This is a genomic window from Bradyrhizobium sp. 179 (assembly GCF_023073535.1).
GTDB lineage: Bacteria > Pseudomonadota > Alphaproteobacteria > Rhizobiales > Xanthobacteraceae > Bradyrhizobium.
Genome location: NZ_JADPJR010000130.1, coordinates 212,147 through 226,776 on the forward strand (window position 1 = coordinate 212,147; position 14,630 = coordinate 226,776).

Annotated in this window: 13 protein-coding genes and 1 pseudogene; 4 read left to right on the forward strand and 10 right to left on the reverse strand. The window is 62.7% G+C overall.

Annotation, left to right across the window (positions count from 1 at the left end):
* Window positions 1-131 precede the first annotated feature (131 nt).
* The 4 genes from IVB12_RS30105 to IVB12_RS30120 all read right to left on the reverse strand — a co-directional run bounded on the left by IVB12_RS30105 (window position 132) and on the right by IVB12_RS30120 (window position 3,611).
* A complete protein-coding gene (locus IVB12_RS30105; protein ID WP_247304533.1) occupies window positions 132-554 on the reverse strand; it encodes a hypothetical protein in 423 nt (140 codons plus the stop codon).
* A 12-nt stretch (window positions 555-566) separates the two neighbouring features.
* A complete protein-coding gene (locus tag IVB12_RS30110) occupies window positions 567-788 on the reverse strand; it encodes a hypothetical protein (protein ID WP_091888574.1) in 222 nt (73 codons plus the stop codon).
* A 110-nt stretch (window positions 789-898) separates the two neighbouring features.
* The gene (locus IVB12_RS30115; RefSeq protein ID WP_247304536.1) at window positions 899-1,717 is read right to left on the reverse strand and encodes a lytic murein transglycosylase; all 819 of its coding nucleotides are present in this window, start codon (window positions 1,715-1,717) and stop codon (window positions 899-901) included.
* A 40-nt stretch (window positions 1,718-1,757) separates the two neighbouring features.
* The gene (locus tag IVB12_RS30120) at window positions 1,758-3,611 is read right to left on the reverse strand and encodes an NAD(P)/FAD-dependent oxidoreductase (RefSeq protein ID WP_247304539.1); all 1,854 of its coding nucleotides are present in this window, start codon (window positions 3,609-3,611) and stop codon (window positions 1,758-1,760) included.
* 178 nt (window positions 3,612-3,789) lie between these two features.
* Here IVB12_RS30120 and IVB12_RS30125 point away from each other — a divergent pair, with 178 nt between their 5' ends.
* Together IVB12_RS30125 and IVB12_RS38490 are read left to right on the forward strand one after the other, a co-directional pair.
* Complete coding sequence (locus IVB12_RS30125; RefSeq protein WP_247304542.1) at window positions 3,790-5,415, forward strand: long-chain fatty acid--CoA ligase; 1,626 nt, start codon at window positions 3,790-3,792, stop codon at window positions 5,413-5,415.
* A 251-nt stretch (window positions 5,416-5,666) separates the two neighbouring features.
* Window positions 5,667-5,842 (forward strand): annotated as a pseudogene (locus IVB12_RS38490) (acyl-CoA dehydrogenase); the annotation flags it as partial.
* Window positions 5,843-6,576: 734 nt separating this feature from the next.
* Here the strand turns inward: IVB12_RS38490 and IVB12_RS30130 are convergent.
* The 5 genes from IVB12_RS30130 to IVB12_RS30150 form a co-directional block, all read right to left on the reverse strand.
* Window positions 6,577-7,485, reverse strand: coding sequence for an amino acid ABC transporter substrate-binding protein (locus IVB12_RS30130; protein ID WP_247304545.1), 909 nt, complete (start codon window positions 7,483-7,485; stop codon window positions 6,577-6,579).
* Window positions 7,486-7,633: 148 nt separating this feature from the next.
* Window positions 7,634-9,073, reverse strand: coding sequence for an amidohydrolase family protein (locus IVB12_RS30135; RefSeq protein ID WP_247304626.1), 1,440 nt, complete (start codon window positions 9,071-9,073; stop codon window positions 7,634-7,636).
* Between the two features lie 17 nt (window positions 9,074-9,090).
* The gene (locus IVB12_RS30140; protein ID WP_247304547.1) at window positions 9,091-10,116 is read right to left on the reverse strand and encodes an ABC transporter substrate-binding protein; all 1,026 of its coding nucleotides are present in this window, start codon (window positions 10,114-10,116) and stop codon (window positions 9,091-9,093) included.
* Between the two features lie 39 nt (window positions 10,117-10,155).
* Complete coding sequence (locus IVB12_RS30145; RefSeq protein WP_247276874.1) at window positions 10,156-10,932, reverse strand: ABC transporter permease; 777 nt, start codon at window positions 10,930-10,932, stop codon at window positions 10,156-10,158.
* On the reverse strand, window positions 10,932-11,789 hold the full coding sequence (locus IVB12_RS30150) for an ABC transporter ATP-binding protein (RefSeq protein WP_247304551.1): 858 nt from the start codon (window positions 11,787-11,789) through the stop codon (window positions 10,932-10,934). The genes IVB12_RS30145 and IVB12_RS30150 overlap by 1 nt, the downstream gene beginning before the upstream one ends.
* A gap of 200 nt (window positions 11,790-11,989) precedes the next feature.
* Between IVB12_RS30150 and IVB12_RS30155 the strand changes: the two genes are divergently transcribed.
* Window positions 11,990-12,748 carry a GntR family transcriptional regulator gene (locus IVB12_RS30155; protein WP_247304554.1) on the forward strand — a complete coding sequence of 253 codons (759 nt, stop codon included), beginning with the start codon at window positions 11,990-11,992 and terminating at the stop codon, window positions 12,746-12,748.
* Here the strand turns inward: IVB12_RS30155 and IVB12_RS30160 are convergent.
* Entirely contained in the window at window positions 12,745-13,161 is a 417-nt protein-coding gene (locus tag IVB12_RS30160) for a nuclear transport factor 2 family protein (protein WP_247304557.1), read from the reverse strand. The genes IVB12_RS30155 and IVB12_RS30160 overlap by 4 nt on opposite strands.
* Window positions 13,162-13,312: 151 nt before the next feature.
* On the opposite strand from IVB12_RS30160, the gene IVB12_RS30165 reads away from it, so the two are divergent.
* The gene (locus IVB12_RS30165; protein ID WP_247304560.1) at window positions 13,313-14,554 is read left to right on the forward strand and encodes an amidohydrolase family protein; all 1,242 of its coding nucleotides are present in this window, start codon (window positions 13,313-13,315) and stop codon (window positions 14,552-14,554) included.
* Window positions 14,555-14,630 lie beyond the last annotated feature (76 nt).

Genomic DNA, 14,630 nt, shown 5'->3' on the forward strand with positions numbered 1-14,630 from the left:
TGTTGGCGTCTTTGCTGCGCATGCGCTGGATGCCTACCGCACCACGCACTCCTGACCAACGTCGTCAAGCTTACTTCACCTCGCCGCGTTGGGGCGAGGTGAGCATCAGGCGCATCCATGTCCTTCCGGCGCTAGAATGGGCGCCGGTAGAAGTGCTCCGAATGCGTTGCCGGCGGAAACCGATTGGCGAGCGCAAGCGCTCCCCTTTCGTCGGTCTCAAGGGCGATCTTCTGCGCCAGCATCACGTCGCCGGGGACGAGGAAGCCTGACGGAACGAAGCACCATCCCATGGTCGCTCGGCCTTCACCGTCGATTTCGTGGACGTTGGCGGCAGTGCCGTAATGAATGCGATAGATCTTGCCGGTGTCGCAGCCGACGACGTCGAAATACCGGTGCTCCTCGAATTGCGCCCGTTGTGCGGGCGACAGCCATTCGGAGAGCAGCCGGCGGCCACGGGCATCCGGCGTGTTCTCGCCGAAGAAGCGCCGATAGAGTTCACGCAGCGCATGCAGACGCGCACGCGCCGGCGCGCGGAGCCAAACTGCCGCAATCATGAGCAGCTCAGATCAACCGCCAACCAGGCGCGGATAGAATAGCGTTTCTTCCGCGGTCGGGTCGAACGATCTGATTCGGGTGACCTCGCCGGGCCCGGTTCGCAGCGCCGCAGTGAAGCCGGCTCCGGTCAGCTCCCGAAAGCGCCGTTCGGCTCGCGCCAGCGCTTCGGCATTGCCAGGATCAAACTCGTGGCGTGTATCGCCGGTCTGGTCCATCACGATCTGGGTTGCCATATTGAGTCTCCTCATGCCCACCCCTGAACCTGATCAAAGCAAACCTCGTGCCCTCAGTTCCTGATGGCAACAACTTTCTCGCATCGACGCATCACGCCTTGCTGAACGGCTTAGCGCAATGCTGCCGCCCCTCCTCCCTCATCGATCTGCCGGCCCATCAGCGCGATCGCTTTCTGATAGACGCCGGCAGCATTCCAGGCTTGGATGGCGGCGAAGTTCGGCTCGCCCGGCTGGTAACGGGCTCCTGCGCGCCAACCATGGGCTTTGAGGAAATTCGCCGTCGAATTCAGTGCGTTGGCAGCCACCTCTAGATTGCCGGTGCCATAGGCCAGGATGTTCTTGGGCATGAACTGGGTCTGGCCGACCTCGCCATGCATGGAGCCCCGGGTCGATCCCGAGAGCGTGCCGCGGTCGATCAGCTTCAAGGCGGCATAGAGCTGATCGGTGAAGAATTCGGGACGGCGGCAGTCATAGGCGAGGGTCGCGATCGACGACAGCATGTTCTGGTTGCCGCGCTGGCTGCCGAAACCGGTCTCCATGCCCCATATCGCGATCAGCGGCCCGGGCGGCACCCCGTAGCGCTGCTGGATCGAGGCGAACAAGGCGGCCTGCGACTGCTTGAGCTGCCTGCCTTTGGCAACGATGGCGGCGGCGCCGCGCTTGGCAAGGAACTGGTCGAGCGTCAGGGAAAAACTGCGCTGGCCGCGATCGGCCGCGATGGTGGCGCTGGCATAATTGGTCTGCATTAAGGCCGAAAGCGCGGTGGGGCCGATGCCTTTGCCCTGCGCCTCCTGACTGAACTCGCGCTTCCAGGCCTCGAAGCCCGCCGGCGAGCTGCCGCATTGCGCGGCCTTGACCGCAGGTGCCAGGCAACCAAGCAGCACCATCGCGCCAAAAGCCGCCCCCGCAACAGCCCTGCCCCTGATCATATCCGCTATCTCCCGTCCTGTACCGATCTGCGGCGCAATCTTACCCACTCGGAGGCGCCGACTCCATGGCGCGATCATAGGACAAGTCCAGCCCGGCCAGATTACCCTCCTTCCGCCATGTGTCGAGCAGCCGCAGGAATGCCATCGGCCCGCGCCAATATTGGCTGTTTCTTGCCGCGATCGGATCGAACACGCCTTCATTGTTGTAGTAGCCGGGCGTGCATTCGGCGAGATAGGTCTGCCGGCCGAGCGCAGCCTTGACGACTTCGTCGACCCAGGCCTTCTCGGCGGCGAGCGTCGGCTCCAGGGTTCGCGCTTTGCGCCTGCGCACTTCTGCGATCACATAGGCAATGTGCTGCGACTGCTCGTCGATGATGTGCGGAAAATTGGCGCTCTGACCGGCCTGCACCGTGACGATCAGGAAACAATTCGGGAAGCCGCGGCTATAGAAGCCGTGCAGCGTCTTGACGCCGTCGCGCCAGCGCTCGGACAGGCTGACGCCATCGCGGCCATAGACCTCAAAACCCATGCGGCGGGCGTAATCAGTGCCGACTTCGAAGCCGCTGGCATAGATCAGGCAATCGAGCTCATAGGCCTTACCGTCGACCACGACCGCATTCTCGGTGATGCACTCGACGCCCTGCCCTTTGGTGTCGACGAGATGCACGTTGGGACGATTGAAGGTGTCGAGATATTCGTCGTGGAAGCACGGCCGCTTGCAGAACGCCTTGTACCAGGGTTTGAGCGCCGCCGCGGCCGCCTCATCCTGCACGATCGTATCGACGCGGGCGCGGATCTCCTCCATCTTGCGGTAGTCGGCCTGCTCGATCACCCTGAGTGCCTCTTCCAGCGAGGTCACCGGCTGGGGCTGGCGGCGCGGCGCCAGCAGGATCTCGCCGAGCAGCCCGGTCCAACCATCCTGCACCAGATCCCGCTCGACCGGTTCGCCGGAGATGACCGCGGTGAAATTGTCCATGCGCTCGCGCTGCCAACCGGGCTTGAGGCTTTGCGCCCAGGCTTGATCCGTCGGACGGTCATCGCGAACGCCGATCGCGGACGGTGTGCGCTGGAAAACGTAAAGCGCCTTTGCCGAGCGCCCGAGATGCGGCACGCATTGCACGGCGGTTGCGCCGGTGCCGATGATCCCGACGCGCTTGTCGGCAAGGCCGGTGAGATCGCCCTCTGCAGTGCCGCCAGTATACGCGTAGTCCCAGCGGCTGGTGTGAAAGCTGTGGCCTTTGAACGTCTCGATGCCGGGAATGCCGGGCAGCTTCGGCCGGCTCAGCGGACCGCCGGCGAGAATGACGAAGCGCGCGCAGATGCGATCGCCACGATCAGTCTCGACCAACCAGCGCGCCTCCTGCTCCTGCCATTCCATCCGTGAGATGATCGTCTGAAACAGCGCACGCGCGTAGAGATCAAAATGACGACCGATACGGCGGGAGTGCTCGTAGATCTCCGGAGCGCGCGCGTATTTGCGCACCGGCATGTAGCCGGTCTCCTCCAGGAGCGGCAGGTAGATGTAGCTTTCGGTATCGCAAGCAGCTCCGGGGTAGCGATTCCAGTACCAGGTGCCGCCGAAATCGGCGGCCTTTTCCACGATCCGGAAATCGTCAACGCCGGCCTCGCGAAGGCGCGCACCGCACAAGAGGCCGCCGAAGCCGCCACCGACGACGAGAACTTCGGTCGCTTCGCTGACAGGTGCGCGTGCGAGGCAGGGATCGGCCCAGGGATCGTCGAGATAGCGAGCGAAATCGCCGGTCACCTCGACATATTGTGCCTTGCCTTCGCTGCGCAAACGACGGTCGCGCTCGTCGCGATAGCGCGCACGGAGGGCGGAGATATCGACGCTAGATTCCTCCGCTGCACCGGTCTTGTGTTTTTCCGCTGACATTCGTCTCCTCCACGGCAAACACCACTTCGCCGGCCGTTCGCTTGAAGTTAGCCCTGAAAAAGTGCGGCATGCAATCACGCGCGTTCTTTTCTGCGTGAACGTCGCGCGGCGTTCCGTTAACCTCGCGCGCAATCACACGCGTAGGCCATGCAACGACGTGGCTGTGGAGGAGGAGACCATGCAGGGGTTGATGATGGACATGCCGCTCCTGATCAGCGGCCTGATCCAGTATGCCGCCGACTACCACGGCGAGGCCGAGATCGTCGCGCGCGAGATCGAAGGCGACATCCATCGTTACACCTATGCTGATGCCCATCCGCGCATCAAGCGCATGGCACTGGGCTTGAAGCGGCTCGGCATGAAGAAGGGCGACCGCGTCGGCACGCTGGCCTGGAACACGCACCGCCATTTCGAGATGTTCTATGCCGCGCCGGGCATGGGCTATGTGCTGCACACCGTCAACCCACGGCTGTTTCCGGAACAGCTCGTCTACATCATCAATCACGCCGAAGACCGCCTGCTGTTCATCGACCGTGCCACGCTGCCGATCGTCGAGGCGATCGCGCCGCAACTCTCGACGATCGAGGCCTACGTCGTGATGTCCTCGCGCGAACGGATGCCGGAGACGAAGCTGCCGAACCTCAATTGCTATGAAGAGCTTCTGGACAAGGAAAACGAAGCCGGCTTCGCCTGGCCCGAGTTCGACGAAAAGTCCGCCTCCACCATCTGCTACACGTCGGGCACGACCGGCAATCCCAAAGGCGTGATCTATTCGCACCGCGCCGCGATCTTGCAGACCATGACCTGCTGCAGTTTCGACTTTCTGCCGGGCCATGTCGAAGGCGTGCGCGAGGTGATGATGCCGATGGCGCCGCTGTTTCACGGCAATGGCTGGAACATGCCGTTCACCGCGCCCTATACCGGCTCCAAGCTGGTGCTGCCCGGCCGCAACTACGAGCCCGACAAGCTCTATGAGTTGCTCGAAGGCGAGAAAGTGACGCTGTCGGCCGGCGTGCCGAGCTTCTGGCTAATCCTGCTCGACTGGCTCGGGCGCACCGGCAACAAATTCTCGGCGCTGCGCGCAACGTTGTCGTCGGGTTCGGCGCCGCCGCGCGCGATGGTCGAGAAGCTCAAGCACGACTACAATATCGACTACGTTCAGGCCTGGGGCATGACCGAGGCCCTGGGCTGCTCGATGCCGGGCCTGCGGCCGGGCTCGGAGCACCTCAGCGAGAAGGAGAAGTTCGACCGGCGCCAGGTGTCCGGCCGCGCCTGCTTCGGCACCGCCTTGCGCATCGTCGATGATGCCGGAAATGAATTGCCGCGCGACGGCAAGACCGTCGGCCATCTGCGCGCCCGCGGCCCCTGGGTCGCCTCCGGCTACATGAAGCTCGACGAAGGCCTCGACCGCGACGGCTGGCTGATCACCGGCGACATGGCGGTGATCGACAGTCAAGGCCATGTCACGTTGACCGATCGCTCCAAGGACGTGATCAAGTCCGGCGGCGAATGGATCTCCTCAATCCAGCTCGAGGACGTCGCCTTGTCTCATCCCGATGTGCTTCAGGCCGCCGTGGTCGCGATATCGCACGAGAAGTGGCAGGAGCGCCCCCTGCTCCTCGTCGTTCGCAAGAAGGGCGCGAACGTCGACGGCAAGGCCCTGCTCGACCACATGCGCCCGAAGATTGCGAGCTGGTGGCTGCCGGACGCAGTCGAATTTTTGGACGAATTCCCGATGACCGGCACCGGCAAGGTGCTCAAATCCGCGCTGCGCGAAAAGTTCAGGGAATACCGCGTCGCTTGAAGCGCGATCAGGCCTGGGTTCGTTCCGTGCGCGGCCTTCACCTTTTGGTCAATCCTCGGACGATATATCGGGGTGTCGCTCGGCGGGCTGCCGGGCGTCACGGAGGCGAAATACCTGATTGCAGGACGACATCGCCTCGGTCGCGTTCTGGTACCAGACGTTGCCGACCGCGTCTTTCCCGAAGCTTCCGGGGCCCGATTAGCTGGAAATCGGCTGATCCAGCCGATGTCCACCGATCAAGGAGACGAAAGATGCTCCACCCGATGTCGCCAAAAGTCGTCGAGCTCAAGCGCAAGCTCGAGAGCTTCATGGACCGGCACATCTACCGAATGAGGAGCGCTTCTATCGCGAGGCCGAAGAACTTGGACCGTGGAAGGTCTATCCCGTCGTCGAGGAGCTGAAGCCGCCGGCGCGCACCGAGGGCCTAAGCATGGGGATCGCAGTCTAATCGACGCTTGACGGTTCCTGGATGGATGCAGATGCGCGCTGCTTCGAAATTCCTTCGAGTATCGCTCCGAAGATTATGATCGGCAGATAGAACGCAAGCATGATCGTATTCCTCCTGCTGTGACAACCTTGACCTGCAGGTCAAGTTCCTCGAATTGACACTGGTCGCTTGCAGAGCTAGCGACCCGAACCGCCGCGAATTTCAGGAACGCATCGCATCAATCGCATGAGCGATCAGAACGACTGCGCTCGCGGCAATGAGAAACGCAAACAACCAACTCACGTCCGCCTCCAATCCCGGAAGTGAACGCGCTCATCCATGCACAGTCAAAAGCCATCGGCCTGGAACCGCTATTCAGCGGCTCGCTGATGCCTCGCAGCAACAAGTGCATCCGCTGTCGGCCCTATCGGCAGAATGCCAAAAGGAGCAACGTGCCGACGACGCAGGCTGCTAGGACTAAAAACCAAACGCCCATACAGCTTCTCCGACTCACATACGCCAATCAGGATTAGCCCTACGATTTGGCATTGAAACGCTTGTTGCTGGTTTTCCCCAAGCCAAGCGTGATCCATCTGCTCGCTGCGTTAGTCCAATACCTCCACCGTCGCGGAACGTCGCGAATATCAGCGCTCGCTGGCGAGCGGCGCGCTGATCCTCAGCCCGGCGCACTGTCTTCACCTCTCCTTACAGGAGAGGCGAAAGCCGCCCTCGCCTCAGTTCACCACGTAAACATCAGGATCGGCGCTCGAGCTCGGCTTGTTGAAGGCGTTGCGCAAGGCCGGTGACATCGGAACGTTGTAGTTGAGTCCGTTCGGTGGCGTTGGCGATTGCAGCCATTTCTTGTAGAGCACCTCGATCTCGGGGCTTGCATAAAGCTCCGCGGTGGCGCGATCGGCGAGTGCCTTGAACGGCGCATCCTCCCGCCGCAGCATGATGCCGTAAGGCTCCGGTTTCGAGAACGCCTCCTCGCTGATCATGTAGAGCTGCGGCTCCTTCGACCGCGCGATCGCAACCGCGAGCTGGACGTCATCGAGTGCGTAGGCCTGGGCGCGGTCAGTCTCCAGCAGCAGGAAGGCCTCGGCCTGGTCCTTCGCCGGCATCACGTTGATGCCGAGATTGCGCTCGGTATTGACCTTGGCGAGCTGCGTCAGGTTGACCGATCCGGCCACTGCGGTGACGGCCTTGCCCTTCAGATCGTCGATCGTGTTGATCTTCGCGGCCTTCTTCGCCGCGAACCGCGTTGCGCTGAGGAAATGCGTGTTGGTGAAGGCGACCTGTTTCTGGCGATCGGCATTGTTGGTGGTCGCCGAACAATGCAGATCGAGCGTGCCGTTGACCATCAGCGGAATCCGATTCGACGACGTCACCGCGAGAGTGTCGACGGCGATGTCGGGCATGCCGAGCTGCCGTTTCGCGGCGTCGACGATCCTGAGACAGATATCCATGGCAAAGCCGACCGGCTTCTGGTTGCCGTCGAGATAGCTGAACGGGACCGAGGCCTCCTGATAGCCCAGCGTGATCTTCTTCGTCTCCTTGATCTTCTGGAGCGTGCCCGACAGGTCTTCGGCTGAAGCTGCGGCTGCAACACATGTGACGGCCAGGAGAATAGTCGGTAGACGCATCGGGGGCTCCTCAAGGGATCATCAACTGCGCCGGCGCGCAATCATACAAGGTGATAGCCCAGAGCTGGAACGATCACCAGATCGGGTGCCGCCTACCAGCTATCGCGCTTTTCGATGTACCGCAGCGCCAGGGAGGCGTCATGCCCCTCTATCCGCAGGTGAGCTGCTGCTCGAACCAGCCGGACAGTCGCTCCGACAACGGCAGCCACGTCCGCTGGAAGTTCGCGAACTTTCCGAGATTGGCGCGGTACATGCCCCGCAGTTCCTCTTCGATCACCGGCAGATCGACGCCGGCGCAGGCGCCATCCCTCACGATTGTCCTGCCGGCGACGACGACCTCATTGACGAGCGACGCGTTGCCTCGTGCAAACAGCAGTACCATGGGATCGACGGGCATGATCTGGTCACGATCGAGCCGGTCGAGATCAATCACGACGTAGTCGGCGGGATTGCCGGTGGCCAACTCGCCACTTCCGGGCGCGCCGGTCGCACGGCGGCCGTTGCGAATGGCGAGAGCAAACATCTCGGCCGGTGTCCAAGTCTGCTTGAATCCGAGGCCGCCATGAACCATCTGCACCAGCCGCATCTCACGCAGGATATCATCATCCTCGTCCAGCGCCAGCCCGTCGATGCCGACCGCAATGGCGCAGCCGCATTTATGGGCGGCGGCAATCGGCGCAAGCCCCGAGCGCAGATGCATGTTCGAGCTGAAATTGGTGACGATGCGCGCGCCGGACGCCGCGATCATCTCCAGCTCATCCGGCCGGGCATAGATGCAGTGCGCCAGAGTCAGCCGTTCCGAGAGAAAGCCAACGTCGCGCAGCCAGCACACCATATCCGGGAAGTGCTGATCAACCCAGGCGCGCTGGTACACGGTTTCCAGGAGATGCATATGGATGCGACGGCCGGTCCGCGCCGAATTTTCCGCCACCGCCTCCAGCAGCGGCTTCGAGCACCATTGCACGCCGGCGGGCCCGAGCTGGACGTCCACCATCGGGCCGGCGATGGCAGCGGCAATCGCTTCGGTCAGCTCGATATAGGCCCGCGGTGACATTGGTGCGCGGACGAAGAGATCTTCGACGGTCTTGCGACCTTCCTTGGAGAGACCCGAGAGCACCGGTTCGGCATCGCCATAGACGATCGGGTTCTGGTCGCGCACCGCCATTGCAAAAGCCATGCGGACGCCGACGTCTGATGCTGCTCTTGCAATCGCCTTGGCTTCGTCCAGCAGGGGCATCATCCCGCTCGGACGGGTGTAATGCACCATCACGGCCGCGCAACCCGCGTTGGCCGACCGAGCCAGTGCGGACGCCGCGGTCAAATATGGATCGACCGGCGTGCCGAGTGCAGTCCGCAGGATCCAGCTTTCCAGAGGCATGCCGACGGCGCCGAAGAATGACGCAGTGGCGCGGGCGTGGTCGTGGGCGTTGACGAAGGCGGGAATGACGAAGGAGCGCCGGCCCCTGGCGGTCCCCGCTCCTTCCGAGACATCCGTGATCGTCCCACCGTCGTGCCGGAGCACGACATTGTCGCCAACGCCGCGGTCAGGACCACGAAACAGGCTGGACGCCGAGATTTCCGCGGCTATCACCGTCTCTCCAAGGATCAGTTGGCCGTATACACCAACTCCCGCTCCGCGCGCGGCGGCAGGAATTCGCGTGAGAACACCTCTGCCGGCGTCGGCGCGCGGGCGAGTTGATAACCCTCGACCACGATGGCGATGGCGCGCGTCATGCGGTCATCCTTGATGTCGCCGATGCCGATTTCCTTCATCTCGGGCGACACGATCAGCTTCTCGAACGAATATTGCAGCCGGCGCTTCTCGACATCCGCATTGATGAGATTGTCGTAGTTGAGCGCCGCCTTCATGCCGCCGTTCTGGTCCTTGGCCACCGCGATCGCGCCTTTGTTGATGGCTCGCACGAGGCTCGCGACAGCCTTCGGATTCGAGGCGATCAGCTTGCGCGACACCATCACGCCGTTGGAATAGAGATCGAGGCCGTACTCACCGAAGGAGAACCACTTGAAATCCTTGTCCGGGTCCTGGCGGTTGAGCACGAGGTTGAAGTAGCTGGTGATATTGAAGACGAGCGCTGCGTCGATGTCGCCCTTGATCAGCATCGGCTCCTGGAGGTTCGGCGCCATATTGGAAATCTTGATCTTCTCGCCATCGAGCCCGTTCTTGCGGGTGAATACCGGTATCAGCCGCGTCGTCGGCGTGCCCTGCGCGCCTCCGAGCGTGCGGCCCTCGAAATCCTTGATGGTGTTGATGCCGCTTGATTTCTTGGCGACGATCGCGAACGGCGGCTGGTTCCACATCATGTAGACCATGATCGGCGCCTCCTGCGGCTTGGTCGAGGCGTTCTGGATAATGGCGTTGACGTCGCCGAAGCCGGCGTCATAAGCGCCCGACATGACACGCGTGACGGTGGCACCGGAGCCCTCGCCCTGGTCGATGACGACGTTGAGGCCTTCCTCTTTGAAGTAACCGTTGTCCTTGGCGTAGAAGAACGCGGCATCGCTGCCTTGCGTCTTCCAGCCCAGCGTGAACTTGATCGTGGTGTCTTCGGCCGTGGCGACGCCAGCGGATAGGGCCAATCCCAGCAGCGCGACGATTACGTTTCTCAACATCGAGATCTCCTCAAGCTCCGTTGCGTGACGATTTGAAAATCAGGTGGCGATCACGTCGTTCTTGCGCGTGGCCCAGCCGGTGACCCGCCCTTCAATCAGCGAGAACACGGCGTAGAGCGCGACGCCGAGCCCGGCGAGCACGAACAGCCCGGCGAACACCAGCGGCACGTTGAAATTGGAGGACGCGGTCATCATGACGTTGCCAATGCCGCGGTTGGAGGCGACCGTCTCCGACAGAACCGCGCCGACGAAGGCGTAGGAGATCGCGACTTTCAACGATGCGAAGAAGAACGGCATGGTCCGGGGCAGACCGACGTTCCAGAGAATGTCGAACTTGCTGGCGCCGAGCGCCTTCAGGACGTCCTCGAGCTCGGGCTCGGTGGTTGCCAGGCCCGTGGCAATGTTGACAACGATCGGGAAGAAGCAGATCGACAGCGCGGTCAGCACCGCGGGCACCGTGCCGGAGCCGAACCACAGCACGAAGATTGGCACCACCGCGACCTTGGGGATCGAGGAGAAGCCGATCAGGAGCGGATAGCAGGTGTCATAGGCCGTCTTGGAGACGCCGATGACGGCGCCGAGGGCGACACCGAGCGCAACGCCGAGGACGAAGCCGAACATGGTGGTGGCCAGCGTCTGCACAATGTGCGGCCACAGCACCGGGAAACGCTGAAACAGGGTCACGAACACCTGCGAGGGCCGCGGCAGCACCAGGTCGGACATGCCGGTCATCAGGCAGAACAGCTCCCAGGCGACGAAGAACAGCACGATCAGTCCCGCCGACCACGCCTTCTGCCTGACATCGATCCCGAACATCAGCCTGCCCCCTGCTCAGCCGCACTGCGCGTATCCTCGATGAAAGCGCGCAGCTTCTGGTTCAACGCGACGAAATCCGGCTCGAAGGTCATGGCGACCTTGCGCGGCCGCGCGAATTCGACCCGGCTGTCGTCGAGGATGCGGCCGGGACGCGCGCTCATCACGCAGATGCGGCTCGCAAGAAAGCCGGCTTCACGCAAATCGTGCGTGACCAGCAGTACCGTCGGCTTGCGCGTCATCCAGAGATTCTGGAGGATCGTCCACAGCTCCTCGCGGGTGAACTGGTCGAGTGCGCCGAAGGGCTCATCCAGCAGCAGCATGCGCGGCTCGTGGATCAGTGCGCGGCAGAGATTGGCGCGCTGGAGCATGCCGCCGGAGAGCTGCCAGGGGTAACGATTGCCGAAGCCTTTGAGGCCAACCTGCTCCAGCAGCGCGTTGGCCTTGTCGCGGAATTCGGTCTTGCGCAGCTTGCGGAAATTGGAGCGGAACGGCTCGACGATCTTCAGCGGCAGCATGATGTTTCGCTCGATCGTCATCCACGGAAGCATGGTCGGATTCTGGAAAGCCATGCCGACCCGCATCGCCCGCGCTGCCACCTCGCGGCCGCCGACAATGACGACGCCGCTGGTCGGCTGCACCAGGCCGCTGACGAGACGTAAGATGGTCGATTTGCCGCATCCCGACGGGCCGACCAGCGCGACAAACTCGCCGTCGGCGATCCGGAGCGTCGTCTTCGACAGCGCGGACACGGCCCGGTCGCCGCGCCCGAAGGTCACGGCGGTCTCGGACAGCTGGATGGCGACCAGACCGAAGCCGTCAGGAAGAGGCTGCCGGTCAAATTTGGCGTTGGGTTGCATGCGCATCACACCCAAAGTGTATGCAAGCTAGATGCCAGTCGCCGACGTCCGCAGAATATTAAGCAACTTACCGAACAGCGTACCAAAATTGCGGTTCCGATTTAGGCAATCGCGACACCAAACTGCATGCAATTGAAACGCTGGATCGGCGCAGGGTGTGCTAAGGAGAGGGCTGCGACCCACTCCGAAGGATTCGCCGAATGGCGGCGCGCCCCACCAGCAAGACTTCTGAATCATCTGACAAGGTCGGCGTGATCTGCCGCGCACTGCGGCGCGCGATCATCGAGCAGGCGCTCGAACCCGGCGCAAAGCTGCCTGAGGATTCGCTTGGCGAGCGCTTTGGCGTCAGCCGCACCATTGCCCGCCACGCGCTGGGACAGCTTGCCGCCGAAGGCCTTGTCGAGCTGCGCCGCAACCGGATCGCGGTGGTGGCGACGCCGAGCTGGCAGGAGGCGCGAGATGCCTTTGACATCCGCATCCAGCTCGAGCGGCTCGTGGTCCGCCAGCTCGCGGGCAAGCTGACCAAAAGCCAGATCGCCGAGCTGAACGCGCATGTCGATGCCGAGGACCGGGCGCGCGGCGGCACGGATGCGGTCTCGATTCGGCTCGCCACCGAATTTCACATCCTGCTTGCGCACATGACGAACAGCCCGATCCTGGTGCGCTATGTCAGCGAGGTCGCCTATCGCTGCTGCCTGACGCTGTCGCTGTACAGCCGACCGCATTCGACGGAATGCGCGATCAACGAGCACCGCGCCATCATTGCTGCGCTCCCCAAAGGCGACGAAGCCAAGGTGATGGAATTGATGCACCATCACCTCGATTCCGTAGCCAATCGGGCATTAGTCGCCCCTGCCCCGCTGCGCGGCCGCGACCTCCTCGACATTCTCGCGCCCTATGCCGACGAGGTGGCGAGCGACCGCGTCGTCAAGCTGCCGAAAATCGCGCGCAGGAGTTAGGCCTCGATCCCGCGCTGGACCAGAATGCGCTCGGCGCTGTCGTTCCAGACGTCCATCTTGACGATCTGCCCGCTCTTGACGACGAAGCGATCGACATAGCGATTGCCCTCGAACGGCGTGCCGTCCATCCACTCGCCATAGAGCGTGCCAACGCTGTAGACGATCGTCTCGTCCGCACCGGGACAGACATCGAAGCGGTCCATCTTCTTTTTCACCCAGCGATACCGCTTGGCGTTGAAAGCTGTCGGCCCGCGCGGATGATCGAACTCACGTCCGCCGGTGAATGTGATCACCGTGCCCGGCTTCATATAGGTCGCGGCGGCGTCGGGGTCGGGTTTCATTGAGGCCGTCAAATAGGCCTCGACGATCTTGGCATCGGTCATCGGCAGTTCGGCTTTTGCAAAGGCGGACATGGCGGGTTCTCCGGGGTGTCGACATCTTACAGCTCGCGCCCTGAACTGCATGCATATTTTTTGAACAGTTTAGCGCCAAAATTGCACACAATTCGGTACTGCCCGCCTCGGCAGCTTCCGCTAGGCTCTGACAGCAAAATCCGACGAAGCCATGATCACCCAGTCCGCCTTCGACCTGATCTTTCGTAACGCGCTGTTGCGATCATCCGCCGCGCCCGTCGATATCGGCGTGAAAGGCGGGCGTATTGCCACGATCGAGCCAAAGCTCGCCTGCGACGCGCCCGAGGTCGATATCGGCGGCCGCCTTGCCCTGCCCGGATTCGTCGATACCCACATCCATCTCGACAAAGCATGCCTGCTCGGCCGCTGTGGGCACGATCACGGCAGTGTTTCGGACGCTATCCGCGCCGTGGCCGCGATGAAGCGCGATTTCACCGTCGAGGACGTCTATGCCCGCGGCGCCTGGGTACTCGAGCGCGCGATCGTGCACGGCACGACGCGCATGCGCACTCATGTCGAGATCGATCCGCGCATCGCCTTGCGCGGCTTCGAGGCGGTTAAGGCGCTGAAGCGCGACTATGCCTGGGCGATCGACCTGTCGCTCTGCGTCTTCCCGCAGGAAGGCCTGACCAACGACCCCGGAGCTGAGGAGTTGCTCATCCAGGCGCTGCGCGATGGCGGCGAGGTGATCGGCGGCTGTCCCTATATGGACACCGACCCGAACGCCCATCTCGAACGCATCTTCGATCTCGCCGAGACGTTCGACGCCGATGTCGATCTCCATCTCGATTTCGATCTCGATCCCTCTTGGTGGCATCTCGACGAGGTCTGCCGCCAGACCGAACGGCGCAAGTATGGGGGACGCGTCGCAATCGGCCACGCCACAAAGCTCTCGGCACTGCCGCCGCAACGGATGAAGGCGGCCACCGCGCAGCTGGCGGCATCAGGCGTTGCGGTGACCGTGCTGCCCGCGACCGATCTCTATTTGATGGGACGGCAGGCCACCCACAATGCGCCGCGCGGGCTGACGCTCGCCCACAAGCTGGCCGACAATGGAGTGGTGTGCTCGGTTGCCACCAACAACGTCCTCAATCCGTTCACGCCGTTCGGTGACGCTTCGCTGCTGCGGATGGCAAACTTCTATGCCAACGTCGCCCACGCCGCCGTGAGCGATTTCGACACCTGCCTCGATCTCGTGACTGAGCTGCCGGCGCGGCTGATGAACCTTGGCGATTACGGCATCAAGGTCGGCAACCCCGCCGACCTCGTCGTGCTCGATACGCAAGACAGCCGCTTCGTCATCGCGGAGTTGCCTGACTTGGTGATGGGCTTCAAGGCTGGCCGACAGACATTTGAGCGGCAGCGGCCGAATCTGCTTCGCCCCCAGAGCTGATGTCGCGACACCGCAGAGTCGCTCCGTCCACGGCAAGGCCGGTCCGCAGCGGTACGATTGTCGGGAAACGGCCCTG

Bases quoted from the DNA above. Each gene is read 5' to 3' on its own strand.
- IVB12_RS30105 (WP_247304533.1), bottom strand. From the start codon at position 554: ATGATTGCGGCAGTTTGGCTCCGCGCGCCGGCGCGTGCGCGTCTGCAT.
- IVB12_RS30110 (WP_091888574.1), bottom strand. From the start codon at position 788: ATGGCAACCCAGATCGTGATGGACCAGACCGGCGATACACGCCACGAG.
- IVB12_RS30115 (WP_247304536.1), bottom strand. From the start codon at position 1,717: ATGATCAGGGGCAGGGCTGTTGCGGGGGCGGCTTTTGGCGCGATGGTG.
- IVB12_RS30120 (WP_247304539.1), bottom strand. From the start codon at position 3,611: ATGTCAGCGGAAAAACACAAGACCGGTGCAGCGGAGGAATCTAGCGTC.
- IVB12_RS30125 (WP_247304542.1), top strand. From the start codon at position 3,790: ATGCAGGGGTTGATGATGGACATGCCGCTCCTGATCAGCGGCCTGATC.
- IVB12_RS30130 (WP_247304545.1), bottom strand. From the start codon at position 7,485: ATGCGTCTACCGACTATTCTCCTGGCCGTCACATGTGTTGCAGCCGCA.
- IVB12_RS30140 (WP_247304547.1), bottom strand. From the start codon at position 10,116: ATGTTGAGAAACGTAATCGTCGCGCTGCTGGGATTGGCCCTATCCGCT.
- IVB12_RS30145 (WP_247276874.1), bottom strand. From the start codon at position 10,932: ATGTTCGGGATCGATGTCAGGCAGAAGGCGTGGTCGGCGGGACTGATC.
- IVB12_RS30150 (WP_247304551.1), bottom strand. From the start codon at position 11,789: ATGCAACCCAACGCCAAATTTGACCGGCAGCCTCTTCCTGACGGCTTC.
- IVB12_RS30155 (WP_247304554.1), top strand. From the start codon at position 11,990: ATGGCGGCGCGCCCCACCAGCAAGACTTCTGAATCATCTGACAAGGTC.
- IVB12_RS30160 (WP_247304557.1), bottom strand. From the start codon at position 13,161: ATGTCCGCCTTTGCAAAAGCCGAACTGCCGATGACCGATGCCAAGATC.
- IVB12_RS30165 (WP_247304560.1), top strand. From the start codon at position 13,313: ATGATCACCCAGTCCGCCTTCGACCTGATCTTTCGTAACGCGCTGTTG.